The organism is Comamonas sp. CMM02, from assembly GCF_014851485.1.
Classification (GTDB): Bacteria; Pseudomonadota; Gammaproteobacteria; order Burkholderiales; family Burkholderiaceae_C; genus Comamonas; species Comamonas avium.
On sequence record NZ_JACUZW010000001.1, the window covers coordinates 758,472 to 784,353 of the forward strand.

The following is a 25,882-nucleotide window of genomic DNA, read 5'->3' on the forward strand; positions in this document are numbered from 1 at the left end:
TATTTATAAACTTTTGCCTGGCCCTGGCTGCCTGGCATGCGAGTTAGACCTTGCCGCGCACCAGCTTGGGCGACATGCCAAACCGCCGCTTGAATGCTGTTGAGAAATTGGCTGCGCTGGTGTAGCCCGCCGTATGCGCCACCTCAAGAACGCTGCAGCCTGTCTGCTCCAGCATGTGCCTGGCATGGTCTAGGCGCTGTGCTCGGCGATAGTCATCAATGCTGGAGCCATAAATCTGCCTGAACTGGCGTTGCAGGGCGCTGGTACTCAGGCCGACTTCCTGCGCCAGCTCGCCCAGTGAGCGCCAAGCATCATCGCCGCTGTCCAGCAGTTGCTTGAGTCGTGCCAAGCGCTGATGCTCTCGCACACCCAATGCGTGGGAGGAGGGGCGCGCAATCGAAGCAAGCGATTGCAGCGCCTCATGCGTCAATTCCAGCGTACGACTGAGCAGCAACAGTGGCGAAGTACCGTCACGTGCCAGCTGAATGATTTGCTCCGCTACAGCAATCGCCCGGGGAGATGGCTGCCATTGCTGAATCGCCAGCTGCTGGCTGGCGATCCATGTGCGCAGCAACTGCGGCGCTGCCTTGTCTGTTTGGCATAAATCGGCCAGCCACTCGGGCTCCAGACTCAAACTGATTTTGCGCTCGAACTTGCCTTGCTTCCAGCGGCGTCGGAACAGATCGCCAGGGCGTGTATGGATGATGGCCCCACATGCCTGCACTGGCCGGGAGCCGGTGGTGGCCACCTCCATCTTCAAGGCTTGTTCACCGAAAGAGACATCTACGCTGCCCTCTAAAACCACCACAATGTGCAGCCCCGGCTCTGCTGGGGAGCATGTGTTGAGCGTGCGCAGGTCGCGGGCTTCTACGCCATGCAGCAAGATGCCCGGGTGGACTTGCAGTGATTGCAGGTGTCCGGCCAGTAAAGCGTCTTGCGCGGCGGGGCGGATATCCAGAAATTGATAATCGGGACCATTGAAGTCACATGCCCTGAGCGTACCTAGCCGCATCCATCGAGGTTGACTGCGTGCAGAGAGCGGGAGATGTGCGGTCATGGTCAGGCAAAAGTGTCAAAGGCGGCTGGGCCTGCGGGTTATGAATTGAGAATGATTATCAACACTCAATTGTATGCAATGCCTCGATCGAGTACAGAGGTGCGTTTTATTACCAATGCAGCTAAGGCATTTTGTTTTTTGGATTCGCCATGACTTGCCGCTCTTGCCCGCATATTTCAGACCCAGACTTCAACGGATGGGGGGATGCGGTGCCCTGAGCGGGCATGCGCTCTGACATGCGGGTCAGCAGTTTGGACTTTGCACTGGGCTGCGCATCTGCCTATGCTGCAGCCATCGCCCCAGCATGCAGTGATGGCGTGGTTGTGGCTGGCCTTGCACATCTGAACAGGAGACGCAGCATGATTTTCGAGTTCACCGACTCTGAGGTGGCCCAATGCACGTGGGAAGACGGCCGCCTGCAACTGCGTTTTTCTGCTGCCCGTCTGCTCGATGCCAGCGACCTGCGTGCCGATGCAGTCTGGGCACCCGTGCTGCTCACGGCAGAACACGCGGAGCCTTGGGAGACCCTGGAGCCTGCGGCCTGTATGGGGCGTATCCGTCAAGGCTTTGTTCTGCATGCCAGCCAGCGCATTCAAAAACTGCCCATGCCGTGCGAGCTGCAAGGCGTGGTGACCATGGAGCTGGAATTTGAGCAAGGCGGTGTCGTGCATGTGCGCTGCAAGGGCTTGTCCTTGCACCCCTTGCAAGGGGGAGTCGCTGGGGCTTACCAGTGTTAATAGCCTTCAACGCCAGCTAAAACCAGCTAAAAATCAATAACAACCACCCTTGGTAGATCGTTGCTTGGCCTTGTCGTACGTTTGTACTGCCTGTGGCTTCGCGCCTGGTTCCAGCGTAAATCAAGGATTTACTTGGGGGCGCTTCCGACCCTAAGGGTTCAACAGCACCTCTGCGCCCTGGCGTTTGTGAGAAGCGCTGTGACTGGCTGCTTGAAGCTGCTGGTGCTGGGTGATGGCGGCATCAAAGCTTTGCATGAGCTGCTGCCTGCCGACGTGCTCATCGCCCCAGGATTGCAATTGCGCCAAAGCCTGGACCGCAGCTTCAAAACTTGAAAGTTGATCTGGCGCGTGGGCCTTGCGAATCGTATAGCGCCCTTGCAGAGCGCCGTGCAGCTGCAGACGTGGCAGTTGCTGCAAAGCGGGGTTCAGATACAGCATCTTGCGACTTTTTCGCCAGGTGCCATCCAGCACCACCAGGCGCAGTGATGCAGGCTGCCCCAGCCAGTCGCCGGGCAGTGCAGGCGGTGCAGTTACGGGCAACTGCGGATCGGGGGGCGTGGGAGGGTAAAGCAGCACGGGGCGCACGACTGCATCGGTGCTCTGGTCCAGCCAGGGTGCATGCAGCCACGCGTTGAGTTGCTCCCCATCAAAAACTTCACCTGCGTGCAGGCGGCTGCCATGTACGCACAGGTGCAGCAGGCGTGCCGTGTTTTTGGCATGTCCCACTTCCATGGGGTGTTGCAGGATCAAGAGCTGAACCTGGCTGTGCACCGTTTGCACCAAAGGGCATAAACAAGCGCTGTGAGGGCGCAGGCATGCGCTGCAAAGTGGGCGGCGAGAGATGTCCAATTGGGTGGCTGTTTGCGATGGCTGTACGGCGTTGTAGGCCATATCGAATGGCAATTGCTGCCAGCGGGGTATCTGTGCCCGGGTTGGCCGTCCCATTGCGCAGCGGCACAGAACTGCTGCTGCTGGCATGCAGAGCAGTGCGTGCTGCTTACTGCAATCGCCGATTAAGCGTGCTGGTCTGATAGAAACGGGTTTTTTCAACATACATGCTCTGATCGGCACGGTGCACCACCGCTTCCATTGATGCTCCCTGCTGGCCACAGGCTACGCCCATGGCAATGTGGATGGTTTGCCCCGGATAGAACTGGTTGTTCAATTCAAGCAGGGACAGAATCCGCTCTTGCATGGCTTGAGCACCTCGCTCGTCGGTAGCAGGCAGCAGTACCATGAATTCGTCACCGCCGATACGGGCGGCGCAGGCCGGTGCATCCACGGCCTTGGCCAGCACCTCGCCCACCCGTCGCAGCATGGCGTCGCCAGCCGCGTGACCGTGCTCATCATTGACGGCTTTGAGGCCATTCATGTCAATGGCAATCACAGACAGAGGCCATGGCCCTTTGCGCGAGAGCCGGTTGAGCTCTTCCATATAGAAAGCACGGTTGCGCAACTGGGTCAGGACGTCGTGCTTGCCCAGGTACTCCAGATAGGCCTCGGCTTTTTTGCGTGCAGTGATATCAACCAAGGACAGGAGCACCAGGTCCCAGTTTTCCACATGGCTGGACATGACGGCGAACTCCAAGTGGATGTGCAGCGTGTCACCGGTGAGGGAATAGTTCACCACTTCGCGCTGCTGTACCAGCTTGCCGTTCCACAGATCTTGCAACTGCTCGGCAAAGGATTCGTACATCTCGCCCCGAAAAACCTGAGACAGGTTTTGCACCAGCTCGATTTTGCTGCTTGCGTCAAACATCTCCAGTGTTTGCTGGTTAACGTCGATCACATGGATCTCCTGCATGCAGCGCGTGACAAAGTCTGGATGCACTTTCAGGAACGTTCGGAAATCGCTGATGCCTTGGTTGCGAACTTCATCGATCAGCCGCTTGACGGCACTGAAGTCTTCTACCCACAGAGAAACCGGAGAGTGCTCAAAAAGGTCTCGGGCATATTGTTCGCTGCGCTGCAATTGCTGCATGCTGCGCACTTCAGCGGTCACATCCTTGAGTGACACCAGAACGCGGCTCCAGCTGTCTTCATAGCCGGGCAGAACCCGGGCACTGATCTCGACGTTGAGTCTGCGTCCCTGCAGGTCATAGTTCACACTGCGGTTTTCGAAGTGCAGCTGGCCATTCCATAGCGCGAGCAGCTCCGGAACGATGTTGTCTAGCATGTCCCCCCGAAAGACCTCGTGCAGCTTGCTTTTGAGGGTCTCCTGATCGGCTGCCTTGAACAGATCCAGCGTGTATTGGTTGACGCGCAGCACCTGGTAGGACTGGCTGCAGCGCTGCAGGTGCGCCGGGTCTTCTTTTAAAAAAGCGAGAAGGTCTGTGACACCGTCGGCACGCCACTGGTCAAACAATTGTTTGAGACTGCTGTAATCCTCCATCCACAGCGAGACAGGCGCAAGGTCGAACATGTCTTCAAAGTCCAACCCACTGGCAAGAGAAACGGTCATCTTTAACACCTCCGGCGGAAATTATTGCCGACTTCGTGTGGCGTCCATTACAGGGATGCGAGCGGCTGACTGTGGAATTTTCACAGGTTCTCCAGTGGGTGTTGTGCCTGTGTGCAATGATCCCGCACGCTTTCTGTGAACACACACCATTTATCTGCCTATTGCGGAGATGCCGTGCGCAGGCGCTCCCATCTGCTGTCGCCCGCTATGCTTACGGACTGTATGACAGTCGTTTCCCCTCATTTTGTGCAGTTAGATATGGGCCAGCCCTTGGAGGCTGACACTGCCCGCTTGCAACATCATTTTTCCCAGCCTGTGCAGGTACTGCAGGCCGTCGATGCCCCATCACTGAAAACTGTTTTGCAGCAAGTGGAGCAGGCCGCGCAGCGTGGCTACTGGTGTGTCGGTGGTTTGCGTTACGAGGCGGCCAGTGCGTTGCATCCGCAATTGCAGACACAGCCAGCTCAAGGTGCGCTGGCGTGGTTTGCTCTCTTTGAGGCTCCTTCACCAGTCACAACGGATGCACCGCCGCAGCGGACAGCACATTTGCCGCCGCTGCACTGGCAGGCCTCCTGCAGCCGTGAAGACTTCAATGCAGGCATGGACGCCATCCATACAGGCATTGCACAAGGGCGTTACTACCAGATCAATTTCACCAATCAATTGCATGGCAAGGCACAGACCATCGTCGATGGCGCTGCCTTGTTTGCCGCGCTGCAGCGTGCACAGCCAGGTGGGTATGCAATGTCGCTGGATATGGGCCAGGAGCAGGTGGCCTCTGTGTCCCCTGAACTGTTTTTTGACTGGCACCAGCCAGCGCAAGGCCAGGGCCGCATACTGACCCGGCCCATGAAAGGCACGGCGGCGCGGGGGGCTACGGAGCAGGCCGATGCCGCACAGGCGCGGCACTTGCAAACCTCAGTCAAAGAGCGTGCAGAAAACGTGATGATTGTGGATTTGCTGCGCAACGATGTAGGCAAGATTGCAGTGACAGGCACAGTTCAAGTGCCCAAGCTGTTTGCTGTGCAGGCGTTGCCAACGGTGTGGCAAATGACATCGGACGTCACAGCGCAACTGCCTGAGGGTACCCAATTGCTGCAAGTCTTTGAGGCATTGTTCCCCTGCGGCTCTGTGACCGGGGCCCCCAAGCGTTCGGCCATGGAGGCGATTGCAGCACTTGAAACACAGCCGCGCGGTTGGTACTGCGGTGCTCTGGGGGTAGTGCGCCCTGATGGCGCAGGGGGAATTCGCGCTACGTTCAACGTGCCAATTCGCACTGTAGTGGTGCAAGGGCAGGAGCTGCGCTGTGGCATTGGCAGTGGTATTACGGCAGATGCCACGGCCCAGGGTGAGTGGCAGGAATGGCGCACCAAGCGCGCTTTTGTAGAAAGGGTGAGCATGGGCTTTGAAATTATTGAAACCCTGGCGCTGCAAGATGGGTGCTTTCGCCATCTGGCGCAGCATCTGCAGCGCATGCAAGGGGCCGCAGCCCACTTTGCATATCCGTGGAGTGACGAAGCTGTGCAGCTGACGCTGCAGCATGTGGCCGATACCCACCCGTGTGGCTTATGGCGCGTACGGGTGGAGCTCAATGCAGAGGGGCAGTTTTGCAGCAAGGTGCAAGTGTGCAAAGCCCCGCCTCCTGTGGCTTACCTGCAGTGGGCGACAGAGCCATTGGTTGAAGCGCACGGCGAGTTTGTGCGCTTCAAAACGTCACGCCGCATGCACTATGAGCGTTTGGCACCGACTGAGTCTCATGTGTGGGACACGCTGCTTTGGAACGAGGCAGGTGAAATCACGGAGGGCACGCGTGGCAATGTGGCCGCGTTGATCGATGGGCAGTGGGTCACGCCTGCACTGACTTGCGGGCTGCTGGCCGGCGTAGGACGGCAAGAGGCATTGGCGCAGGGGCGAATGGTAGAAGGTGTGATTCGGTTGTCAGATGTTCCACGCGTGCAGCAATGGGCGTTTATCAACAGCCTGCGTGGCTGGATTCCAGCACAGCTGCTGGGCGAGGCACCGCAGCCACTTTGAATGGGTGGATGACCACAAAAAACAAAAGGCCGCATATGCGGCCTTTTTGCTGGGCGATCTTTGCTAATTAAAGCTTGCCCTTGAAGTAGCTGGGCTTGTCCATGTCCACAATGTCCACGCTCAACTGCACTTGCAGCCCTTCTTGCGCAGGAATGACGCGCTTGAGCACGGCAGCAATGCGCTCTGACAGTTCTTTCTTCACTTCTGCGGTGCGGCCAGCCATCAGGCGCAGCTCTACGTGGGCAAAGGCCCGGCCCGCATTGTTCAGGCCAATGCGGTAGTTGCTCAGGCAGGCAATGCGGGTTTTGACATCTGCCTCATCCGTGACGGTGGGGTGTTCGCACACGGCAGCGTTCAATTGCTCCATCAGTGCCGCTTCGTTCAGGCCCTGCAGGTTGTTGGTGTATTCCACGGTCATGTGTGGCATGTTTGTCTCCGTTACTCGTCTTGGTCTTCAAAAATAGGCTCCAGCACCGTTGCGTCAACGGGCTTATAGGCCAAACGCACATAAATGGGCGCATAGGCCTCGGCCTGGGTGATCTCAATGAGGGTTTCTTTGCCCAGCTCCAGCAAGGCAATGAAGGTGACGACCAGCACCGTGCTGCCCTTGCTGGGGTCAAAAATATTTTCAAACTCCACAAAGCGCTTGCCTTGAAGACGCTTGAGGATTTGGCTCATGTACTCACGAACGCTGAGCTCTTCGCGTGTGATGCGGTGGTGCTGCACCAGTTTGGCGCGTTTCAAGATGTCGCGCCACGCGGCTTGCAGCTCGCTGATTTGCACATCGGGAAAGCGCGGCTGCAAGCTTTGCTCAATGTGCACCTGGGCTTTCAGGAAATCACGTCCGTACTGCGGCACCTGGTTGATTTGCTGGGCCGCCAGCTTCATCTTTTCGTATTCCAGCAGGCGGCGTACCAGCTCGGCACGCGGGTCTTCTGCTTCTTCCTCGCCCTCTTTCTTCTTGGGCGGCAGCAGCATGCGCGACTTGATCTCGATCAGCATGGCCGCCATGAGCAGGTACTCGGCCGCCAGCTCCAGGTTGCGGCTGCGGATTTCATCCACATAGCGCAGGTACTGCTGTGTGACCCCCAGCATCGGAATGTCGAGGATGTTGAAGTTTTGCTTGCGGATCAGGTAGAGCAGCAAGTCCAGCGGGCCTTCAAACGCTTCCAGAAAGACTTCCAGCGCATCCGGCGGGATGTAGAGGTCATTGGGCAGTTTGAACAGCGGCTCTCCGTACAGGCGCGCCAAAGCCACCTGATCGACCACATGGGGCATCAGGGCGTCGCTGCTGTCTGCACTGGCAGATTCAGGCAGCGTGGCTTCGGTGGTCTCGGAAGAACTTTCGCTCATTCAATCATTTAAATAAGAGCGCCCAGCGCTTGACTGGCAAGGGCTGGGCAGTGAAAACGTTGAAAAATGTTTTCAGCCGTTGTTCTGGTAAACGTAGGGTTTTTGGGCCACGCTGGCTTGGGCGGCATCTTCCTGGACTTCGTAGTTAACGTTCTTGTCCCACAGCAGGGCACGACCAGCCAGTTGCTGCGCTTCCAGCTGGGGGTTGTCCTTTTTCATCTGTTCGATGAATTGGGTGACTTCGGATGTGTAATGGGGACGGGCAAAGATAGACATGGACTGGTAACCTCTCTAGATCGTCGATTCTACCGGGACACTGTCCATGAACCTACTTCAGCGTGCCACCGCCATCGTGGCTGCGATGGCCACCAGCTTTTTGACTTTGGTGGGCTGCGATCAGCAAAAGATCAATGAGCTGGAGGAAGGCCTTTCCACCGAAGTTGAGGTGCGCAAAGCATTTGGAGAGCCAGAAACCATCTGGCCTGAGGCCGATGGCTCACGCACATTTGAGTACCCACGCCAGCCCATGGGCCACCGCAATTACATGATCACCATCGATTCAGCGGGCGTCATGACAGCGCTGCGCCAGGTGGTGGCGCCCCATGTGTTTGAGCAAATTCAGCCTGGAATGACGCAGGAACAGGTGCGCCGCATGCTGGGCAAGCCTGCCAAGCGCATGACTTACGCGCTCAAGCAAGAAACCGACTGGGACTGGAACTGGATAGATCCACCCAACCGTGAGATGGAATTTACGGTGACCTTTGGCGAGCACGGCACGGTCAAGCGCACAGCCAGCCGCGAGAAAATGCCCCAAGGCGATCGTTGATGTCGCGGTGCGCAGACAGTCTGAAAGACCGGATAGTGCTTTAATTGCTGCGCTGCAGCAATTTTGTGTCAGCGCCCTATCTGGGTGCTGCGTTGTGTGAAGTGCGCAATGAGACTCACCGTCTGATGGCGCATTTCTTGCTTTGAGCATTGCAGCATTAATGTTCGCGTTGCCGGCCACAAGCCAGCCTTGCAAAAAACCGGTATCCGCCATGAGCACCACCACTGAGCCCGAGCTAAGCCCCCCCCTTTCTGTTGTCACCCCCCAGGTGGTCAGACACGGCACCTATGAAGATGCGCAGGCCCTGTTTTCGGGTTCGCTCTTTGTCGGCATCACCATGATGATGTATGCCCAGGCCGGGCTGCTGACCGGCAGCACCGCCGGGCTGGCTTTCGTGCTGCACTACGCCACAGGGCTGTCATTTGGCGGCATCTACTTTCTGATCAATATCCCGTTTTACTGGTTTGCGTGGAAGTATGTGGGCAAGGAGTTCACGGCCAAAACGTTTCTCTCGGTGGCGCTGCTGTCGCTGATCACGGAGCTGGGCCCACGGCTGATCCACATTGACTATCTGCACCCCGCTTTTGCTGCCATTGCCGGGGGCCTGCTGATGGGGACTGGGGTATTGTTTCTGGCGCGCCACAAATCAAGTCTGGGCGGGGCCACCATTGTCTCGCTGTATGCGCAGGACCGATGGGGCATTCCTGCGGGCAAGGTGCAGATGGCCATCGATTGCGTCGTGGTGGCGCTGGCGTTGTGGGTGGTGCCGTTTGAGCGGGTAGCGTGGTCAGTGCTGGCAGCTGTTGTGATGGGCATTTTCCTGTCGGTAAGCCACCGCCCCGGGCGCTACCAAGGCAAGTAGTCTGGACAGCTTTTGGTGCTTTGTGCATCCGTCTTCAAAACCAGTGGGGCGCATCTTCGTAAAAAAGCCCCGCAGGCATGGCCAGCGGGGCTTTTTGCTGCACGCGTGAGTCGTCAGCCTACTGCAATGGTTTTCTTGGCGGTCAGCGTCTGGCCCGCGTCGTCTTTCCACAGGAACGTCAGATCGCCACTTTGCTGGGCTTTGAACGTGAACTCGATGTACGGGTTCTGGGAGATGGAGATACCCGGATCCCAGGTGAAAATCAATTTACCAGCCATCTTGGCTTCAAAGTGGCTCATCAGGTTGCGGGGGCGCACCTGGCCGGTGGCCGGGTCGGTACGCAAGCCGCTTTCCATAACGTGTTCCATCTGCGCGCGTACACGCAAGATGTCACCCTTGGCGGGTTTTTCATTGCTCACCCAGATGCGGGGAGGTTTGTTCATGCTCATGGAATACCTCCTTACATGCCGCAGCCGCTGGCGGCCACGGTCACCGCTTGCTTGGCCACCAGTACTTTGCCGCTTTTCATGCGGGCCAGCGCGTGGATGGTCTGCGACTGCGTCAAGCGCACGCGCACCGCAGCTTCTGCCGCACCGGTATCCACCGTCAGCAGCACCCGGCATGCCAGTGGCGAGGGGTTGAGGTCGGCCAGCACAATGATTTCTTCGCACCACTCTTGTTCAGTGATGGGCAAGGTGACCTTGACTTTGACAGGCACTGCGCTGGGGTTATCAGCCAGTACAGGCAAATCCAGGTGCAGGCCTTCGGTCAGCGGTGTAGCGCTGCCGATGAACCGTTCCATGGTTTTCTTGAACTCCGCAGGGTTGGGTGCCAAAGGGCCCACGATGGGCGTCTTGGCCTGGGCCATTGCGCTGCTGGGCAGTGCCAAAACCGCTCCGGCGGCGGCCGCGCCTGCCACCATGTGGCGGCGCGTCAGGGTCGGGGTATATGCAGGTGTCATGTCTTAGATACCGAGGAAATCGCTGAATTTTCCATTGATCCAGGCAAAGTCTTCCTTGACCAGGTCAGGGGTGCGTACATCCATGTCGATCTGGGTCTGGTTGACTTGGCCATTGGCATCGACCTCGTACTCGAACTTCACAGAGATTTCTTCCTGTGGGTCGCCATTGACCATCATGTAGCACAGGTTGTCTGGCAGCAAAGGCGTCACTTCCTGGCCCGCAACGCGTTGCGAGATGTTCTTGGCGACGATCTTGCCAATGAAGTTGGCCACGTGGGCGCTCTTGGGGTAGTGACCAAACTGGGGCGAAATGGCACCCATCAAGTCACCCACAAAGTACACGCTGTTGTCGGTTTTGGCCGTGAAGTAGCGCACATCCATGTCGGCCCAGCCAGTGGGCTTGCCATCAGGTGTTTTGCCGATCAAGTCAGCTGCCCAGACCATGTCTGCGGCCTGGTGCGGAGGCATCAGGATGGCATCGTCAAATTTGAACTCGCCCGCAGCAGTTTTGATGCGCTTGTTGAAAGGGTCGACCTCTTGCACACGGGCATTGGGCACGTGCGTGATGATGTCCGGGTACAGCTCGTCAAACGCCTGCTTGTAGCCTACGCCGATGGGGGCAATCTTGGGCTTGGGGTCCAGAATCAAGATCTTTCCGGGGATTTTGTTTTTCTTGATGTGCCAGGCAATCAAGCATGCACGCTCGTAAGGCGAGGGCGGGCAGCGATGCGGTGGTGGTGGCAGGGTCATGACCAGCGTGCCGCCCTTGAAGTTCTTGACTTTGCTCTTGAGCGCCAGCATCTCCTGGTTGGGGATGTAGGCGTTGGGGAAGTGCTGGCGGGTGTATTCAATGGCGCGCTGGTCGTTGCCAAACCAGGCTTCATAGTCGTTGCGGATACCTCCGGACAAGATCAGGTAGTCATACTCGATCAGGCCATGGGCGGTGCGCACCAGCTTCTTGTCGCGTTCAAAGCCTGTGACTTCGGTCTGCACCAGTTTGTAGCCGTATTTGATGGCCGGGTGCAGCATGTCGCGGTTGATGAAATCGGTGTTCACGATATCGATCAGCCACTTGTTGCTCATGGGGCCTGACCAGAATGTGGGGTTGCGCTCCAGCAAGATGACATCCGAGTTGGGGATCAGCTCGCGCAGATACCGTGCCGCAGTCATGCCGCCCCAGCCACCACCGCAAATCACAATGCGTGGGCCTTTGCCTTCACGCGGCAGGATGCGTGACTGCGGGGTCATGATCATGGGGGCTGCAAGCGCAGACGTGGATACGGCGGTAGCCGCTGCACCCAAAGCCATGGCGGGCGGGGTCATCAAAAAGTGGCGACGTTGCATGGTCAAAGTTCCTTCTTGTGGTTGGACATCGGGCAATCAAATGGACAAGCGTATGCGTGCAAGTGCTGCCGCAGGTCTTGCGGTAGCCAAGAATGCAAAGGGAACAGAAGTGACCATGCCAGCTACTGGTGAACGCATGCCTTGGCCAAGGTCGGCACAAAGCGGTGCAAGCAGCAAGAAAGTTGGCATTCAGGGCTCCTGATGTGGCAGGAGCCGCATCCATTGCATCAACGAAACTCAATAGTGCAGGCTTGAGCGTTGATCGTGTGGGCTGGCGTTGGGCCAAGCACAAACGGGCAATGGATGAGGGAATCCCTCTTAGCCGTCACGCGGCACAAGCAGAGCTGTCTGGCGGCGATTCTAGACCACCGTGTTGCTTCTAGAAACAGTCTAAGCAGCGGCTTGGCTGGAAGATGGAAAGAACTTGACCGCTATCAAGGTGCCGCCAACGATGCCTGCCACCGCGGGCAAGGAGGCAATGGCCAGTGTGCTCAGGCCTGTCAGTCCTTGGCCAATCGAGCAACCGACGGCCAGCACACCACCAAACCCCATGAGAGCGCCACCCACAGCTGTTTTGGCCAGATGCGCCGGGCTGTGAAAGCCTTCCCATTGGGCGGTGCGGGTGAGCAAGGCCATGACCAAGCCTCCGGCCAGTACGCCCAGCACCATGGCAGGGCCCAGGCTGAAAGCGCGGCCCACTGCAACTTGCAGGTAAAGCAGGTTTTCGGCAATGGGGGCGATAAAGCTCAGTGATGTGAGTTTCTCGGGGTCAAAAGGGTCCACATCGACTGTGGCAGTCAGCCACCAGCCGAAGGCAACCAGGGCTCCGATAGCGATAGCACTGATCCACTGTGCTGGGCTGCGGCGCAGGGCTGGTTGCCACAGCGCATAGGCGGTCAATAACAGCGCGGGCAAGAGAGCCAGCAGTGCAAAGCTTGCAAGAGGCGTCCATTGCGCCGCCTGCACAACTTGGGGCAAGGTTGCGTTTTCAACGGTTGTGGGAGCCAGTGCCTGAAACCATTGGCGCACGGGCACCAGTACACCAGTCAGGCTGGCCTGTGCGCCCAGGCCAAGAAATACCACCGTGACCAGTGCGCGCAGGTTGCCGCCTGCCAGTAAAACCAGAGCGCGTGCACCACAACTATTGGCCAGTACCATGCCAATGCCAAACAGCGCACCACCAATCAGTACGCCGGGAATGGAGAAACTGGTGCGTACGATCTGTGCATTGCCCAGATCGACCAGCCCAGCCCAGTGCAAGCCTTGTGAAGCCAGTACTGCAACGGCCAGTGCCAAGGCAAAGGCCTGCAGTGCAGGAGCGCTGCCGCGAGGTGCTGAACTGTCTTGGCCCAGCGACTGGCGCAAACCGCGCAGCAGGCAAAACCGACCCAGCCGCGCTGCAGCACCGAACGCGCAGCCCCAAAAAAAACCGGCCCACAAAAGCGTCATGGCTTAACGATCCCAGATATCCGTACTGATGGATTTGTACCATGCAGCACCGTACTCAGCCTCTGCCTTGCGAAAGCCTGCATCGGCATCTGCTGGGCTGACGCCGCCAGAGCCAGCCACTTCGATCAGCTTGCCCGCGTCGGTGCGGTAAACGCCAGCCACAGAGATGCCGTAGTTCGTGCCGATCAGGCTGTAGCAGGTGTTGGCGAAGGCGGCTGCAGGAGCAGCTTGGCCAGTCAGTTGCGCAGCAATGACAGCTGCAGCCACCTTGCCCTGGGTGTTGGCCGAGAAGCCAGATTTGGGCATGGGGGCCGCCTGCGTGGCATCGCCCAGTACATAGACATTGCTGACCAGGGTCGACTCGAAACTGTCGGGCTTGACAGGCACCCAGCCGCTGGCATCGGTGACCCCTGCACGGTCCGCGATAAAGCCAGCCTTCTGGGGAGGAATCACGTTCAACACATCGGCCTGGTGCTTGGTGCCAAACGAGGTTTCCACCTCCAGACGCTTGGCATCCACACGCGCCACTTGGCCATCATCCGATTGCTTGACCCATTCGATCATGTCGCCATACAGCGCCTTAAAGCCCTGCAAGAACAGGCCTTGCTTGGAGAAAGCGTCCTTGTTGTCCAGCAGCAGGATTTTGGATTTGGGTTTGTGCTGCTTGAAGTAGTGGGCCACCATGGCCGCGCGTTCGTAGGGGCCAGGTGGGCAGCGAAAGGGGTTGGCAGGAATCACCATCACAAACTTGCCACCGTCAGGCATGGCGTCGATTTGCTTTTTCAGCAGCAGGGTTTGCGGGCCAGCCTTCCAGGCGTGCGGCGCCAGCTGTGAGGCGGCTTCGTCATAACCTTCCAGCGCGCCCCAGCGCATATCAATACCGGGGGAGAGCACCAGTTTGTCGTAGCTCAGCGCCTGGCCGCTGGAGAGCAAAACGCGACGGGCGCTGGTGTCTACGTTGTCGGCCCGGGCGTGTATGACTTCAATGCCTGCCTTGCGCAAGCCATCGTAGCTGTGACCAATGCTCTCAAACGAGCGCAAGCCTGCCAGCACCAGATTGGAAAACGGGCAGGTGTAAAAACGCTGTGCCGGCTCGATCAGTGTCACACGCACCTGGGGCGCGCGGGCCTTCAGGTAGCGGGCTGCGGTAGCACCACCGAAGCCACCACCCACGACGACCACATGGGCAGCACCGCCCTGAGCGCGCACGATTGCGGGCATGGCCAAGGAGGCAGCACCTGCAACGGCACTGCCTAAAACTGTACGGCGATTGAATGTCATTTACTTGGCCTCCTTGCTGAACCACTGGGCGAGAGCTTGGATCTGGGCATCGTCATAGCCCTTCATCAGACGGGTCATCACCGTGGCATCGCTGGCGGTGCCCGTTTTGAACGCTTGCATGCGTTGCAGCAGGTGGCGCTCACCCACACCGCGCAGTGAAGGGATACCTCCCGTGGATTGGCCATTCGGTCCGTGGCAGTTGGCGCAGGTGCCAGCCAGCACAGAAATGTCCTGCACGCTGAGGCCAGCGGTAGCCGGTGCGGACGCGGTTTGCGCCATGGCCGCAGGGGCCAGCAAAGCTGCTGTCAGCCACAGGGCTGAACGCAGTGAGGAAGCGGGGGACACAGGCATGCAGTCTCCTATCGCGTGCCGGAATGCAGGGGTGCATCCGTGGGTGTTTATCGTGGATAAGTGCAAGGCCCATGACCGTGCACCCTTTGGAGCGTCGCATTCTAGGTAGCACATTGAAACAACTGGTTAGAAGTTTCTGCACCCTGCATATAAGGACCGCTGGTCGGATCTCTTGCGTGGATGCGCTTTCGGATGCGGCAGGCCCAGATGATGCATGGCTACGTAAATATAGGAGCATACAGCGCTTGTTACAAAAGCGTTTCAGTGTGAAATTGCTTGAATTTCATGGAGCCCAACTTCTTTGCAAGTGCATCTTGAGTACAGATGCTTGGCATCTTTTATGAAGATGCTTTATGGATGAGTGGTGCTGCCAAAGTGCTGCGCAGGTCTTGGCGATGGAAGCGGCAAGCCATAAAAAAAGCCCCTGCAGAGATAAACCGCAGAGGCTTGGCTGGAAGTGTCAGGGCATCAACCGATGCGCATGCCGGGCTGGGCGCCGGGGAAGGGCTCCAGCACATAGATGCCGGGCACCGCCTTTTCATCCGCGTGGCTGGCTGCCAGCACCATGCCTTCAGAGATGCCAAATTTCATCTTGCGCGGGGCCAGGTTGGCCACCAGCACGGTCAGCTTGCCTTGCAGCTGCTCGGGCTTGTACATGCTGGCAATACCGCTGAACACGTTGCGCGTCTTGCCTTCGCCTGCATCCAGCGTCAGTTGCAGCAGCTTGGTAGAGCCTTCAACCGCCTTGCACTCCACGATCTTGGCAATGCGCAGATCAATCTTGGCAAAGTCGTCGATCGTGATGGTGGGTGCGATTTCTTCGCCACCGGGTTTCACGGCTTCAACCACAGGGGCAGCCGGTGGTTCAAACAACGCATCCAGCTGTTCCACCACCACGCGCTGCATCAGGTGCTCGTACTTGCCAATGGTGTGGCCTGCGCCCAGCAGACTGTCTGCATCGGCAAACTGCAGCGGCGAGACATTCAGGAATGCTTGAACCTGCGTGGCCACTGCCGGAAGGATGGGCTTGAGGTAAATCGTCAGCAGACGGAAGGCTTCAATACAGGTGGTGCACACGTCTTGCAGGCGGGCATCCATGCCTTCTTGCTTGGCCAGCTCCCAGGGCTTGTTGGCGTCCACATAGCTGTTGACGCGGTCGCACAGCGTCATGATGTCGCGGGCGGCGCGGGCAGAGTCGCGGTTTTCGTACGCAGTGACGATGCCGGCCTTGGCTTCACGCAGCTGTGTCAGCAAGGCTTGGCCGTCTTGCGAGACGGCACCCAGCTTGCCCTCAAAGCGCTTGGCGATAAAGCCCGCAGCGCGCGAGGCAATGTTCACGTACTTGCCGATCAGGTCGGAGTTGACGCGCAGCATGAAGTCTTCGGCGGTGAAGTCAATGTCTTCGTTCTTGCCGTTGAGCTTGGCACCCAGGTAGTAGCGCAGCCACTCGGGATTCATGTTCAGGGCCAGATACTTCATCGGGTCCAGGCCCGTGCCGCGGCTTTTGGACATCTTCTCGCCGTTGTTCACGGTCAAAAAGCCGTGCACGCAAATCTTGGTGGGCGTCTTGCGGCCGCTGAACTTGAGCATGGCGGGCCAAAACAGCGTGTGGAAAGTGATGATGTCTTTGCCGATGAAGTGGTACTGCTCCAGATCAGGGTCAGCCATGTAGGCGTCGTAATCCTCGCCGCGCTTGTTGAGCAGCTCTTTGAGCGATGCCAGGTAGCCCACGGGCGCGTCCAGCCACACATAAAAGTACTTGCCCGGTGCGTCGGGAATTTCGATACCGAAATAAGGCGCATCGCGCGAGATGTCCCAGTCGTCCAGACCTTCGCTGGTGGAGCCATCGGGGTTGGTGCGCACGCCAAACCATTCCTTGATCTTGGCAGCCACTTCGGGCTGCACATGCTTGCCGTCCTGGGTCCACTCGTTGAGGAACTCCACAGCGCGTGGGTCGGAGAGCTTGAAGAAGAAGTGCTCGGACGTCTTCATCACTGGCGTAGCACCGGACAGGGCCGAGAACGGGTTGATCAGGTCGGTGGGCGCATAGACCGAGCTGCAGACTTCGCAGTTGTCACCGTACTGGTCTTTGGCGTGGCAACGTGGGCATTCGCCCTTGATGAAGCGGTCGGGCAGGAACATGTTCTTTTCGGGGTCGAAGAACTGTTCAATGGTGCGCGTTTCGATAAAGCCCGCGGCCTTGAGGTCGCGGTAGATCTGCTTGGACAGCTCGTGGTTCTCCGGGCTGTCGGTGTTGCTCCAGTTGTCGAAAGCAATATGGAAACCATCCAGGTATTGCTTGCGGCCTGCGGCAATGTCGGCCACAAACTGCTGGGGTGTCTTGCCGGCCTTTTCCGCCGCAATCATGATGGGCGCGCCGTGGGCATCGTCTGCGCCCACAAAGTTCACCTGATTGCCCTGCATTCGCTGTGCACGCACCCAAGTGTCGGCCTGGATGTATTCCATGATGTGGCCGATGTGGAAATTGCCGTTGGCGTACGGCAGGGCGGTGGTAGCGAAAATCTTGCGTTGGGACATAAAGAGGTCTTCTCGTAGGCGATGAAAAGCAACCTTCGATTCTAGAAGCCCTAGGCCCGGCTTGCAGCCAATGCGGGCAAGCTGTCCAAATTGCTATGTCTTTACGAGCTTCTAGCGCTGATGGGCAGAGGGGCGCAACGCTTTTTTTGCATACATCTGCTGATCGGCACGTTTGAGCAGGCTTTGCGCATCCTTGGCATCGTGGGGGTACAGCGCAATACCAATGCTGGCACCCAGGTGCACCACCACACCATCGGGAATGCCTTGCAGTGTGGTCAGTGGGGCACTGATCAGGTCGACGAGCTTGGCGCTGGTCGTCTCGGCCACTTCCATGTTGTCGACACCTCGCAGAACCACAACAAACTCATCGCCTCCAAGGCGTGCAACGTGGTCATCCGTGCGCACATGGTGGCGCAGGCGCTGGGCCACTTCGGCCAGCGCCCGGTCGCCGTTGTCGTGGCCCCATTGGTCGTTCAGTGCCTTGAACAGGTTCAGGTCCAGAAACAGCAGTGCAAATGGTGTAACCGTGGCACTCGGGCTGGGCGGTGTGATCAAGCTGTTGAGCACATGCTGCAGCGCGCTGCGATTGGAGACGCCGGTCACGCGGTCAGTGAACAGCTCCTGGCGCATGTGGCTGAAGTTGCGTGCCAGCTCACCCACTTCATCACTGCGGTTGGTTTCAAACGAGGAGGCGATATCGCCTTGGCCCACGCGTTTGACGGCATTGGACAGGCTGCGTACGTCGTCTGCAATGCGGCCAAACAGGCGCATGCCAATGACCAGGGCGATGAGCAGGCACAGTACGCCCACCACCACCACCAGCTCCACCAGACGCGATACATCGGCCAAGATGGTGGCGCGGGGCACGGCTACGGCGGCCATCCAGTCCAGCCCGGCGTGGTCCGTGACGCGCACAAACGCGACGTGCACCGGTTCATCGTTCTGGTTTTTTAGCTGCAGACTGCGCACATTGAAGAGATAGTCAGTGTTGCCAGTCTGAGGCACAGGTTCGTTGAAATAGCTCTGAATTTGCTGGTAAATGCTGTTGGCCAGTGCATTGCCACCGGTTTGGGTGGTCAGGCGCTCGATACGCCCGGCATCGGTGAAGCGCACGTTTTTCATGCCGGAGATGGCCACCAGCTCTCCGCTGGATTCGACAACGAATGCCAGGCCTTTGACACTGCGGGCGAGCTCGTCAACCACATCATTCAAGGCGCTGAGCGATACGTCGGTGGCTACCACGCCTTCGAAATCACCGTGGGTATTGAGCACACGGCGCGCGCGCGTGAGCACCAGGTCTTTGATGCCAAAGTCGATGTAGACAGAGGTCCATGTGTGGTGATCGACCTGCGAGGCCAGTTGAAACCACGGCCGGTTGCGCGGGTCAAACATGGCGCGTTCGGTGCGTAGGTAGTGCTGGGTGCTGTCGATGCTTGACAGGCTGTAATAACGGCGGTGCTGGTCGCCCTGCGCGCGAATGCGCAGCTCGGCAGTGCCATCCGGCTGGCGCTTGAGGCCGACACCCTGGCCCGCGATATTTCCGTAATACACATAGCTGTTGGTGCGCGGGTGCAGCGTAGTGGCTGCCCACAGCCGGTTGCGCAGGGCCAGCCAGTCGGTGCGCATGTCTTGCGGTGCCGCCATGCCGCTGGGGAAAGCAGCCTCCAGCACGGCGGCCGAGCCGCTGACGTGGTGCTGAATGTTTTGCCGCATTCGCGCTGCCATCTCTTTGAGCATGTTGTCCGAGAGATTGGTTACCGTGCGTGCGCCCGCCAAGTAGGTCAGCCCACCGATCACGCCAGTCAGCACCACGATCAGTGCGGCATATGGCAGGAGGAGGCGCAGCTTGAGAGAGCGCAATTGCAGGGAAACAGCGGGCATTGGCAATAAAGAGGTGTTGGGGGGCAGTTGCAGGCGAGCGTCTTGGAGCGCTGTCTGTTTCGATGTATAGCACGCCCTGTAACAAAGTGATGCGCAGAAAAAAGAGCGACAGGCGCAGTCAAGTACTGGGGTTCAGACTGAATTTAATCTGAATCCAAATAAATACATGCACCAACCGCTCTCAATTTGGATGGATCGCCATCGTGGCGATGGACTGCTCTTACTCTGGCTGCTTCATCAAAGGCTTTTGCAGCAGGGTAGCCAGCGTCAAGCCTTGCAAGATGGCCACGTGCTGTTCATCGGCAAAACGCTGTGCAGTGTCCTGCAGCGGGGCAATGCAGGCGTAGGCGCACTCATCGGCTTTTTGTACCTGCATGGCCTGGTGCAAGGCGCGCAAAGGCTCGACGCCGTGGGTGGCAGCCTTCCAGCGTTTGGCCTGCACCAGGGTGGTCTTGCCGTTGCGGGTCAGTACAAAATCTGCGGCAGCGGCCGGGCTGCGGGCAACCTCGTAGCCTTCGATTTTCCAGGCGCGCTCCAGGTGGCTGGCAAAATCGTTCCAGTTATCTTGGGCGGCCATGTCCAGCAAGGCTTGCTGCTGTGCAGGGGTGGGTTGGTCGTACTGGCGCACAAAGGCCACAAAGCCCAGCGCCCAAAAAGGCAGTGATCCCAAAATCGCAATGATTTTGTAGGGCTGCGGCACCAGCGCTGCTGCCAGCAGGGCCCAGCCAGCGCCCACGGCAAAACTGATCCACCAGCGCGATCGCAGCAAAATAGCGAACAGGGAGTTTTCGGCCATCTTAAATTTCATGGCGGGTATATCTTTCAGAGGAAGGCTAAGGTGCGGGAGCACCAGATGGACAAGAACCCGTTCCCGGCATGGGTTGAAGGGCTTCGATAGACTAGATGACTCATTTTCTCAGACCCCACCCACTACAAGTACAAATCGACATGTCCCTCACCGAACAAGGCGTGCTGGCCGCGCTGGCCAGCGTTATCGATCCCCACACTGGCAATGATTATGTGAGCACTCGCGCAGTGCGCAATATGCAGATCAGCGGCGGTGACGTGGCATTTGATGTGGAATTGGGCTACCCCGCAAAAAGCTTGATCCCTGAGTTGCGCAAGGCCTTGATTGCCGCAGCAAAGACCCTTCCCGGCGTGGAGAACGTATCGGCCAACATCAGCATCAAGGTGCAGTCGCATGCGGTGCAGCGTGGCGTGCAGTTGCTGCCCGGCGTGAAAAACATCATTGCCGTGGCATCGGGCAAAGGTGGTGTGGGCAAATCCACCACCGCAGCCAACCTGGCGCTGGCGCTGGCTGCTGAAGGTGCCCGTGTTGGCGTGCTGGATGCCGACATCTATGGCCCCAGCGTGCCCATGATGTTCGGTGTGCAAGGCAAGCCAGAGAGCAGCGATGGCAAGACCATGGAGCCGCTGGAGAACTACGGCGTGCAACTGATGTCCATTGGTCTGCTGCTCAACAACCCCAATGAAGCCATGATCTGGCGCGGCCCTATGGCCACGCAGGCGCTGGAGCAAATGCTGCGCTCGACCAACTGGAAAGATCTGGATTACCTGGTGATCGATTTGCCACCAGGCACGGGCGACATTCAGCTGACGCTGAGCCAGAAGGTGCCCATGACCGGGTCGGTCATTGTCACTACGCCGCAAGACATTGCTTTGCTGGATGCGCGCAAGGGCATCAAGATGTTTGAAAAAGTGGGCGTGCCCATCTTGGGCCTGGTCGAGAACATGGCCATGCATGTCTGCAGCAACTGCGGCCATGTGGAGCACATTTTTGGCCAAGATGGCGGCAAGAAGCTGGCCGAAGAGTGGAACATGGACTTCTTGGGCTCTTTGCCCCTGTCCATGCAGATTCGCGAGCAAGCCGACAGCGGCAAGCCCACCGTGGTGGCTGCTCCAGACAGCGAAGCCGCGCTCATCTACAAAAAGCTGGCCCGTGACGTGGCTGTGAAGATTGCGCAAAAAGCCAAAGACTTTTCGGCCAAGTTTCCCACCATCACCATCAGCAAGAACACTTGATGCTGGCTGTGCCCTGATTGGGCCTGCTGAAAACTTAGGCAAAGCGCCCCGGTCAAGCCGGGGCGCTTTTTTTACGGCATGCTGTGCGGCTTCTCCGTTGTGCGGTGCCCCGGGTGCTGCCTTTGATCGTGCAAGAACAAGAGCCTGAAAACCCCACTGGTGCCAAGCACCACCTCTCTCTGTGCGCTTTGCGTCAGCTGCGCAAGCGCTGTACGCAGCAGGCTGCGGCGTTGTACCAGCGGGTGATGTGCGTGGTGCAGCAATCGCCGCGCAGCCAAGCACTGTGGGCGCGTATACAGCCACTGTGGCAGCGCTTGCGCACGTGGCGCTGGCAATGGCTGGTGGCGCTGCCAGCGCTGGGGCTTTTGTATGTGCTGGTGCTGATACCGCTGACGCCCAGCATCAGCGACATCCGCAAAGCCAAGCTGGAGCAGCCTGCGCAAGTGCTGACGGCTGACGGCAAGGAGCTGGCCATTTTCAAGCGCAGCAACCGTCAATGGGTCACGCTGGGGCAGGTTGCGCCTGCCGTGATTGATGCCTTGATTGCCACCGAAGACCACCGCTTCTATGACCACTTTGGCATGGACCTGCGGCGCACCGCATCTTCGATTTTTTATTCTCTGCAGGGTGACCTGCAAGGTGGCTCCACACTCACGCAGCAACTGGCGCGCAACCTGTACCCCGAAGAAATTGGCCGCTCGGCCAGCTTGAACCGCAAGCTCAAGGAAGCCGTTACGGCGTTCAAGATTGAAGCGCTGTACAGCAAAGATGAGATCTTGGAAACCTATCTCAACACGGTTCCCTTTCTCTACAACGCCTGGGGTATTGAAATGGCGGCCCGCACTTACTTTGACAAGTCGGCAGCCAAACTTTCGGTGATTGAGGCGGCCACGCTGGTGGGCATGCTCAAGGGCACCAGCTATTACAACCCCGTGCGCAATCCCGAACGTGCGGTAGAGCGGCGCAACACCGTGCTGTCACAGATGGCCAAGCGCGAGGTGCTGTCGCAGGCCGATTTCTTGCGTCTTAAAAAGCAGCCGCTGCGGCTGAATTTTGAGCGCCAGGAGGCCCCTTCGGGCATGGCGCCGCACTTTGCACAGCAGGTGCGCAAGTGGCTGATCGACTGGGCCGACAGCGAGGGGTACAACATCTACGCAGACGGTCTGGTGGTGCACACCACGCTGGATGCACGCATGCAGTCCATGGCGACGCAGGCGGTGCGCAACCACACCAAGGCTTTGCAATCGATTGCCAACACCAACTGGAGCAAAAGCGATGGCTGGCGCAATGACAACCCGCTGGTGCAGAGCATGGTGCGGGAGTCGAGCACCTTTGCGGCATTGCGCGAGAAAGGGCAAAGCGCCCCTGACGCCTTGCAGGCGCTGCTCAAAGACAAAGCTTTCATGCAGCAACTGCGCCAGGACAAGACGCGGATTGAGGCCGGCTTTGTGGCCATGGACCCCGACACCGCCAGTATTCGTGCCTGGGTGGGTAGCCGGGACTTTGCAGTCGATGCGTATGACCATGTGCAGCAGGCACGCAGACAGCCGGGTTCTACCTTCAAACCCTTTGTATATGGCGCTGCCCTGCAGGATGGACTGTCGCCCGATGACGAACGCGTAGATACAGCGGTTGAAATCAAACTGGCCGGCGGTGAAGTGTGGCGGCCCAGCGATGCGGGGCCGCCTTCGGGCAAGCGCATGACGTTGCGTGATGCGCTGGCGTATTCCAAGAACACCATCACAGCGCAGCTGGTGCAGGAGGTAGGGCCAGCCGCCGTGGCCAAGCTGGCACGCAACCTCGGGGTGCGCAGCAGCCACCTGGATGCTGTACCCGCGCTGGCCTTGGGGGCCAGCCCTGTGACTTTGCTGGACATGACCAATGCCTACGGCAGTCTGGTACGTGGCGGGCAATACCGCTCTCCGCTGATCGTCACGCGCATCGAAGACCGCAATGGCAAGCTGCTGGCGCAGTTTGCACCGCATGCCGCGCAAAAGGCGATGGATCTGCAAGACAGCTACGCCTTGATCGACATGCTGCGCGGCGTGGTGGACAAAGGCACGGCTCGAGATATCCGCCGGCGCTGGGGCATCAAAGACGATGTGGCGGGCAAGACGGGCACCACGCAAAACAACGCCGATGGCTGGTTCATCTTGATGCACCCGCAACTGGTGGCAGGCGCATGGGCCGGGTTTAACGACGCGCGCATTACCCTGCGCAGCGATTACTGGGGCCAGGGTGCGCGCAGTGCCTTGCCCATGGTGGGGGACTTCACATCGCGGGCGCTGCGCAGCAAAGACATTGACCGTCACGCACGGTTTACCGAGCCAGAGTCTTCGCAGTGGTGGGCCAATCTGAAAGAAGGCGTGCACCACCAGCTCAATGCATGGTGGGGGGATGACAGCCCGCCCGCAGCAAGCCAGCCTGCTCGCAAAGCTGTGCCTGCTGCGCTGCCCCAGCCTGAGCCTTCGCCTGCGCACCCTGCAGAGCCCGCTCAAGAGGTGATTGAAGAGTCCACACCTGCATTGCCAGCACCCAGTGCGCCAGCGCCTGTGTCACCAGCCGATGAGCTGGATGTGTGGATGAATCAATGGTCAGGGCCTGCCGCAGAGCCAGGCTCCAGCACAGACTACGAAGCAACGCCGCCCGCGGTTCTGGGCAGACCTTTGAACGAGCAGTAAGCATGGCCTACAGCACTGGCTGTGCTCAGGATGCCGCGGTGCTGCGCGGGGCCGCTGCTGGGTAAGGGCGGCTTGCGCGACCTGCGATAGGTTGTTGTTTTGTTTTGACTTGTCGCAGCCAGCGTATGGGCTGCAGGTTCACGCCCCGTATCGAGGGGGGGCTGCCTTGGCGTTCTACCCTTGTCGCTCCCGCTGTCTGTCTGTCTGTCTGTCTGTCTGTCTGTCTGTGGCCTGCTCGCAGTGCCGCGCACGCTGAGCACAAAAAAGCCGGGCATAAAAAAACCGCCAGCCCTTGCAGGACTGGCGGTTTTTGCTCTTAAAAGTACAGTGCTTGTACCTGTGGCGCTTAGTTCACCATCAGGTGGAAAGGCCAGACATAGGCTTGCAGCGTGACGTACAGACCCATCAGGGTTGCCAGTGCAATCGAGTGGAAGAACACGTAGCGCAGGATGTCGCCTTCATGGTTGAACCAGCGGGTTGCGGTCGAGGCCACCACGATCGATTGCGCATCAATCATCTTGCCCATCACACCGCCAGAGCTGTTGGCCGCGCCCATCAGGTTGGGCGACAGACCCAGTTGCTCAGCCGCCACCTTTTGCATGCCACCGAACAGCACGTTGGATGCCGTGTCAGAGCCTGTCAGAGCCACACCCAGCCAGCCCATCAAAGTGCCAAAGAAGGGGTAGAACATGCCGGTGTTGGCAAAGGCCAGACCCAGTGTGGTGTCGGTGCCGGAGTAGCGGCACAGCGTGCCCAGTGCCAGCATCAGCACAATGGTCAGCAGCGAGTAACGCACCAGCCACAGCGTCTTGAAGAAAGTACGCACGATGGCTACGGGGCTGTACTTCATTACCAGCGCGCTGATGATGGCCGACAGCAAGATGCCGGTGCCCGTGGCAGACAGCAGGTTCAGCGTGTAGATAGCGCCTTCCTTGGTGGGGTTGGCCACCACAGGAGGCATCTTTTCAATCATCAGGTGCAGACCTTCCATCGGGAAGGCGGGCGCGAAGATGCTGTTGAGCCATGTCTTGACCGAAGGCATGCCCCAGATAAAGACGAAGACCGACAGGATGACCCAGGGTGTCCACGCTGCAATCAGGGCAGAGCGGCTGTGCTGGACCACAGGCTGTGGGGGCTTCACTTCAGAAGCGCTCACGTCCTTGCCGCGCAGCGAGGCTGATGTCCAGATCTTCTTGGGCTGCCAAAAGCGCAGGAAAACCACCAGGCAGGTCATCGACACGATGGCCGCGATGATGTCCACCAGCTCTGGGCCAATGAAGTTAGACACCAGGTACTGCGGAATGGCAAACGACAGGCCAGTCACCAAGATGGCAGGCCAGATTTCCATCATGCCCTTGCGACCAGCGAAAGCCCAGATCAGCCAGAACGGCACCAGCACCGAGAAGAAGGGCAACTGGCGGCCAATCATGGCCGTGACTTCCATCAGGTCGTAGCCGTGCACCTTGGCCAGCGTGATCACTGGTGTGCCCAGCGCGCCAAAGGCCACGGGGGCGGTGTTGGCGATCAGTGACAGGCCCGATGCAGCCAGTGGCGAGAAGCCCAGGCCAATCAAGATGGCAGCAGTCACGGCAACCGGTGTACCAAAGCCCGCAGCACCTTCAAAGAACGCGCCAAAGGAGAAGGCAATCAGCAGCAGCTGAATGCGTCGGTCTTCGGTGATACCTGACAGCGAGTCCTGCAGCACCTTGAAGCTGCCGTTTTGCTCGGTCAGCTGGTGCAGGAAGATGATGTTCAGCACGATCCAGCCAATGGGCAGCAGACCGGTGAAACCACCCATCAGGGCTGCCTTGCCGGCCATTTCTGCGGGCATGTTGTAGACAAAGACCGCAATGATCAGTGCCGCAACCAAGCCCGCACCAGCCGCCAAGTGGGCCTTCATGTGCAAAAAGCCCAACCCCACCAGCATGACCACGACCGGAATGGCTGCCAGCAAGGTGGATACCCACATGCTGTTCATTGGGTCGTAGATTTGTTGCCAAACCATAGTAACTCTCCCTGTTTG

The 25,882-nt window shown here is 58.7% G+C and carries 22 protein-coding genes; 6 read left to right on the forward strand and 16 right to left on the reverse strand.

Annotated elements, in window-relative coordinates; all coding sequences use genetic code 11:
- Positions 1 to 43: 43 nt before the first annotated feature.
- The gene (locus IB213_RS03500; protein WP_192405402.1) at positions 44 to 1,057 is read right to left on the reverse strand and encodes a helix-turn-helix transcriptional regulator; all 1,014 of its coding nucleotides are present in this window, start codon (positions 1,055 to 1,057) and stop codon (positions 44 to 46) included.
- 359 nt (positions 1,058 to 1,416) lie between these two features.
- Here IB213_RS03500 and IB213_RS03505 point away from each other — a divergent pair, with 359 nt between their 5' ends.
- Complete coding sequence (locus IB213_RS03505; protein ID WP_191723460.1) at positions 1,417 to 1,794, forward strand: hypothetical protein; 378 nt, start codon at positions 1,417 to 1,419, stop codon at positions 1,792 to 1,794.
- Positions 1,795 to 1,944: 150 nt separating this feature from the next.
- Here IB213_RS03505 and IB213_RS03510 read toward each other — a convergent pair whose 3' ends face one another.
- Positions 1,945 to 2,685, reverse strand: a complete 741-nt coding sequence (locus IB213_RS03510) for a tRNA-uridine aminocarboxypropyltransferase (protein ID WP_192405631.1) — start codon at positions 2,683 to 2,685, stop codon at positions 1,945 to 1,947.
- Positions 2,686 to 2,791: 106 nt separating this feature from the next.
- On the reverse strand, positions 2,792 to 4,255 hold the full coding sequence (locus IB213_RS03515) for a GGDEF domain-containing protein (RefSeq protein WP_191723461.1): 1,464 nt from the start codon (positions 4,253 to 4,255) through the stop codon (positions 2,792 to 2,794).
- 222 nt (positions 4,256 to 4,477) lie between these two features.
- Between IB213_RS03515 and IB213_RS03520 the strand changes: the two genes are divergently transcribed.
- Complete coding sequence (locus tag IB213_RS03520; RefSeq protein WP_225560939.1) at positions 4,478 to 6,289, forward strand: chorismate-binding protein; 1,812 nt, start codon at positions 4,478 to 4,480, stop codon at positions 6,287 to 6,289.
- Positions 6,290 to 6,356: 67 nt separating this feature from the next.
- On the opposite strand, the gene IB213_RS03525 is transcribed toward IB213_RS03520, so the two are convergent.
- The 3 genes from IB213_RS03525 to IB213_RS03535 all read right to left on the reverse strand — a co-directional run bounded on the left by IB213_RS03525 (position 6,357) and on the right by IB213_RS03535 (position 7,918).
- The gene (locus IB213_RS03525) at positions 6,357 to 6,716 is read right to left on the reverse strand and encodes a 5-carboxymethyl-2-hydroxymuconate Delta-isomerase (protein ID WP_191723463.1); all 360 of its coding nucleotides are present in this window, start codon (positions 6,714 to 6,716) and stop codon (positions 6,357 to 6,359) included.
- Positions 6,717 to 6,727: 11 nt separating this feature from the next.
- On the reverse strand, positions 6,728 to 7,642 hold the full coding sequence (locus IB213_RS03530) for a ScpA family protein (protein WP_192405403.1): 915 nt from the start codon (positions 7,640 to 7,642) through the stop codon (positions 6,728 to 6,730).
- 72 nt (positions 7,643 to 7,714) lie between these two features.
- Positions 7,715 to 7,918 (reverse strand): DUF3460 family protein, encoded by a 204-nt coding sequence (locus IB213_RS03535; protein ID WP_191723465.1) that lies wholly within the window; start codon positions 7,916 to 7,918, stop codon positions 7,715 to 7,717.
- Positions 7,919 to 7,964: 46 nt separating this feature from the next.
- Here IB213_RS03535 and bamE point away from each other — a divergent pair, with 46 nt between their 5' ends.
- Together bamE and IB213_RS03545 are read left to right on the forward strand one after the other, a co-directional pair.
- A complete protein-coding gene (gene bamE, locus IB213_RS03540; RefSeq protein ID WP_192405404.1) occupies positions 7,965 to 8,468 on the forward strand; it encodes an outer membrane protein assembly factor BamE in 504 nt (167 codons plus the stop codon).
- A gap of 211 nt (positions 8,469 to 8,679) precedes the next feature.
- Complete coding sequence (locus IB213_RS03545) at positions 8,680 to 9,330, forward strand: YitT family protein (protein ID WP_191723467.1); 651 nt, start codon at positions 8,680 to 8,682, stop codon at positions 9,328 to 9,330.
- Between the two features lie 113 nt (positions 9,331 to 9,443).
- On the opposite strand, the gene soxZ is transcribed toward IB213_RS03545, so the two are convergent.
- The 9 genes from soxZ to IB213_RS03590 all read right to left on the reverse strand — a co-directional run bounded on the left by soxZ (position 9,444) and on the right by IB213_RS03590 (position 19,943).
- Positions 9,444 to 9,779, reverse strand: coding sequence for a thiosulfate oxidation carrier complex protein SoxZ (soxZ, locus tag IB213_RS03550; protein WP_370551154.1), 336 nt, complete (start codon positions 9,777 to 9,779; stop codon positions 9,444 to 9,446).
- Between the two features lie 11 nt (positions 9,780 to 9,790).
- A complete protein-coding gene (locus IB213_RS03555) occupies positions 9,791 to 10,291 on the reverse strand; it encodes a thiosulfate oxidation carrier protein SoxY (protein ID WP_191723468.1) in 501 nt (166 codons plus the stop codon).
- Positions 10,292 to 10,294: 3 nt separating this feature from the next.
- Positions 10,295 to 11,635, reverse strand: coding sequence for an FAD-dependent oxidoreductase (locus IB213_RS03560; protein WP_192405405.1), 1,341 nt, complete (start codon positions 11,633 to 11,635; stop codon positions 10,295 to 10,297).
- Positions 11,636 to 12,025: 390 nt separating this feature from the next.
- Entirely contained in the window at positions 12,026 to 13,084 is a 1,059-nt protein-coding gene (locus IB213_RS03565; protein ID WP_192405406.1) for a YeeE/YedE family protein, read from the reverse strand.
- Positions 13,085 to 13,087: 3 nt separating this feature from the next.
- Positions 13,088 to 14,365 carry an NAD(P)/FAD-dependent oxidoreductase gene (locus IB213_RS03570; protein WP_192405407.1) on the reverse strand — a complete coding sequence of 426 codons (1,278 nt, stop codon included), beginning with the start codon at positions 14,363 to 14,365 and terminating at the stop codon, positions 13,088 to 13,090.
- Positions 14,366 to 14,716, reverse strand: coding sequence for a c-type cytochrome (locus IB213_RS03575; protein ID WP_192405408.1), 351 nt, complete (start codon positions 14,714 to 14,716; stop codon positions 14,366 to 14,368). It lies immediately after the preceding gene.
- Between the two features lie 468 nt (positions 14,717 to 15,184).
- On the reverse strand, positions 15,185 to 17,254 hold the full coding sequence (gene metG, locus IB213_RS03580; protein ID WP_191723473.1) for a methionine--tRNA ligase: 2,070 nt from the start codon (positions 17,252 to 17,254) through the stop codon (positions 15,185 to 15,187).
- A 111-nt stretch (positions 17,255 to 17,365) separates the two neighbouring features.
- Entirely contained in the window at positions 17,366 to 19,135 is a 1,770-nt protein-coding gene (locus IB213_RS03585; RefSeq protein WP_192405409.1) for a diguanylate cyclase domain-containing protein, read from the reverse strand.
- 220 nt (positions 19,136 to 19,355) lie between these two features.
- Positions 19,356 to 19,943 (reverse strand): restriction endonuclease, encoded by a 588-nt coding sequence (locus tag IB213_RS03590; protein WP_192405410.1) that lies wholly within the window; start codon positions 19,941 to 19,943, stop codon positions 19,356 to 19,358.
- Positions 19,944 to 20,083: 140 nt separating this feature from the next.
- Here IB213_RS03590 and apbC point away from each other — a divergent pair, with 140 nt between their 5' ends.
- Both apbC and IB213_RS03600 read left to right on the forward strand, forming a co-directional pair.
- Complete coding sequence (gene apbC / locus IB213_RS03595; RefSeq protein ID WP_192405411.1) at positions 20,084 to 21,178, forward strand: iron-sulfur cluster carrier protein ApbC; 1,095 nt, start codon at positions 20,084 to 20,086, stop codon at positions 21,176 to 21,178.
- Between the two features lie 245 nt (positions 21,179 to 21,423).
- On the forward strand, positions 21,424 to 23,859 hold the full coding sequence (locus tag IB213_RS03600) for a penicillin-binding protein 1A (RefSeq protein ID WP_192405633.1): 2,436 nt from the start codon (positions 21,424 to 21,426) through the stop codon (positions 23,857 to 23,859).
- Between the two features lie 346 nt (positions 23,860 to 24,205).
- Here IB213_RS03600 and IB213_RS03605 read toward each other — a convergent pair whose 3' ends face one another.
- Positions 24,206 to 25,864, reverse strand: a complete 1,659-nt coding sequence (locus tag IB213_RS03605; RefSeq protein ID WP_192405412.1) for an L-lactate permease — start codon at positions 25,862 to 25,864, stop codon at positions 24,206 to 24,208.
- Positions 25,865 to 25,882 lie beyond the last annotated feature (18 nt).

Excerpts from the sequence above, each read along its gene's own strand:
- IB213_RS03560 (WP_192405405.1), bottom strand. The coding sequence starts at position 11,635 with ATGCAACGTCGCCACTTTTTGATGACCCCGCCCGCCATGGCTTTGGGT.
- IB213_RS03530 (WP_192405403.1), bottom strand. The coding sequence starts at position 7,642 with ATGAGCGAAAGTTCTTCCGAGACCACCGAAGCCACGCTGCCTGAATCT.
- IB213_RS03500 (WP_192405402.1), bottom strand. The coding sequence starts at position 1,057 with ATGACCGCACATCTCCCGCTCTCTGCACGCAGTCAACCTCGATGGATG.
- soxZ (WP_370551154.1), bottom strand. The coding sequence starts at position 9,779 with ATGAGCATGAACAAACCTCCCCGCATCTGGGTGAGCAATGAAAAACCC.
- IB213_RS03570 (WP_192405407.1), bottom strand. The coding sequence starts at position 14,365 with ATGACATTCAATCGCCGTACAGTTTTAGGCAGTGCCGTTGCAGGTGCT.
- IB213_RS03585 (WP_192405409.1), bottom strand. The coding sequence starts at position 19,135 with ATGCCCGCTGTTTCCCTGCAATTGCGCTCTCTCAAGCTGCGCCTCCTC.
- IB213_RS03525 (WP_191723463.1), bottom strand. The coding sequence starts at position 6,716 with ATGCCACACATGACCGTGGAATACACCAACAACCTGCAGGGCCTGAAC.
- IB213_RS03505 (WP_191723460.1), top strand. The coding sequence starts at position 1,417 with ATGATTTTCGAGTTCACCGACTCTGAGGTGGCCCAATGCACGTGGGAA.
- IB213_RS03515 (WP_191723461.1), bottom strand. The coding sequence starts at position 4,255 with ATGACCGTTTCTCTTGCCAGTGGGTTGGACTTTGAAGACATGTTCGAC.
- apbC (WP_192405411.1), top strand. The coding sequence starts at position 20,084 with ATGTCCCTCACCGAACAAGGCGTGCTGGCCGCGCTGGCCAGCGTTATC.
- IB213_RS03565 (WP_192405406.1), bottom strand. The coding sequence starts at position 13,084 with ATGACGCTTTTGTGGGCCGGTTTTTTTTGGGGCTGCGCGTTCGGTGCT.
- IB213_RS03535 (WP_191723465.1), bottom strand. The coding sequence starts at position 7,918 with ATGTCTATCTTTGCCCGTCCCCATTACACATCCGAAGTCACCCAATTC.
- IB213_RS03605 (WP_192405412.1), bottom strand. The coding sequence starts at position 25,864 with ATGGTTTGGCAACAAATCTACGACCCAATGAACAGCATGTGGGTATCC.
- IB213_RS03555 (WP_191723468.1), bottom strand. The coding sequence starts at position 10,291 with ATGACACCTGCATATACCCCGACCCTGACGCGCCGCCACATGGTGGCA.
- bamE (WP_192405404.1), top strand. The coding sequence starts at position 7,965 with ATGAACCTACTTCAGCGTGCCACCGCCATCGTGGCTGCGATGGCCACC.
- IB213_RS03600 (WP_192405633.1), top strand. The coding sequence starts at position 21,424 with ATGTGCGTGGTGCAGCAATCGCCGCGCAGCCAAGCACTGTGGGCGCGT.
- IB213_RS03575 (WP_192405408.1), bottom strand. The coding sequence starts at position 14,716 with ATGCCTGTGTCCCCCGCTTCCTCACTGCGTTCAGCCCTGTGGCTGACA.
- IB213_RS03520 (WP_225560939.1), top strand. The coding sequence starts at position 4,478 with ATGACAGTCGTTTCCCCTCATTTTGTGCAGTTAGATATGGGCCAGCCC.
- metG (WP_191723473.1), bottom strand. The coding sequence starts at position 17,254 with ATGTCCCAACGCAAGATTTTCGCTACCACCGCCCTGCCGTACGCCAAC.
- IB213_RS03590 (WP_192405410.1), bottom strand. The coding sequence starts at position 19,943 with ATGAAATTTAAGATGGCCGAAAACTCCCTGTTCGCTATTTTGCTGCGA.
- IB213_RS03545 (WP_191723467.1), top strand. The coding sequence starts at position 8,680 with ATGAGCACCACCACTGAGCCCGAGCTAAGCCCCCCCCTTTCTGTTGTC.
- IB213_RS03510 (WP_192405631.1), bottom strand. The coding sequence starts at position 2,685 with ATGGCCTACAACGCCGTACAGCCATCGCAAACAGCCACCCAATTGGAC.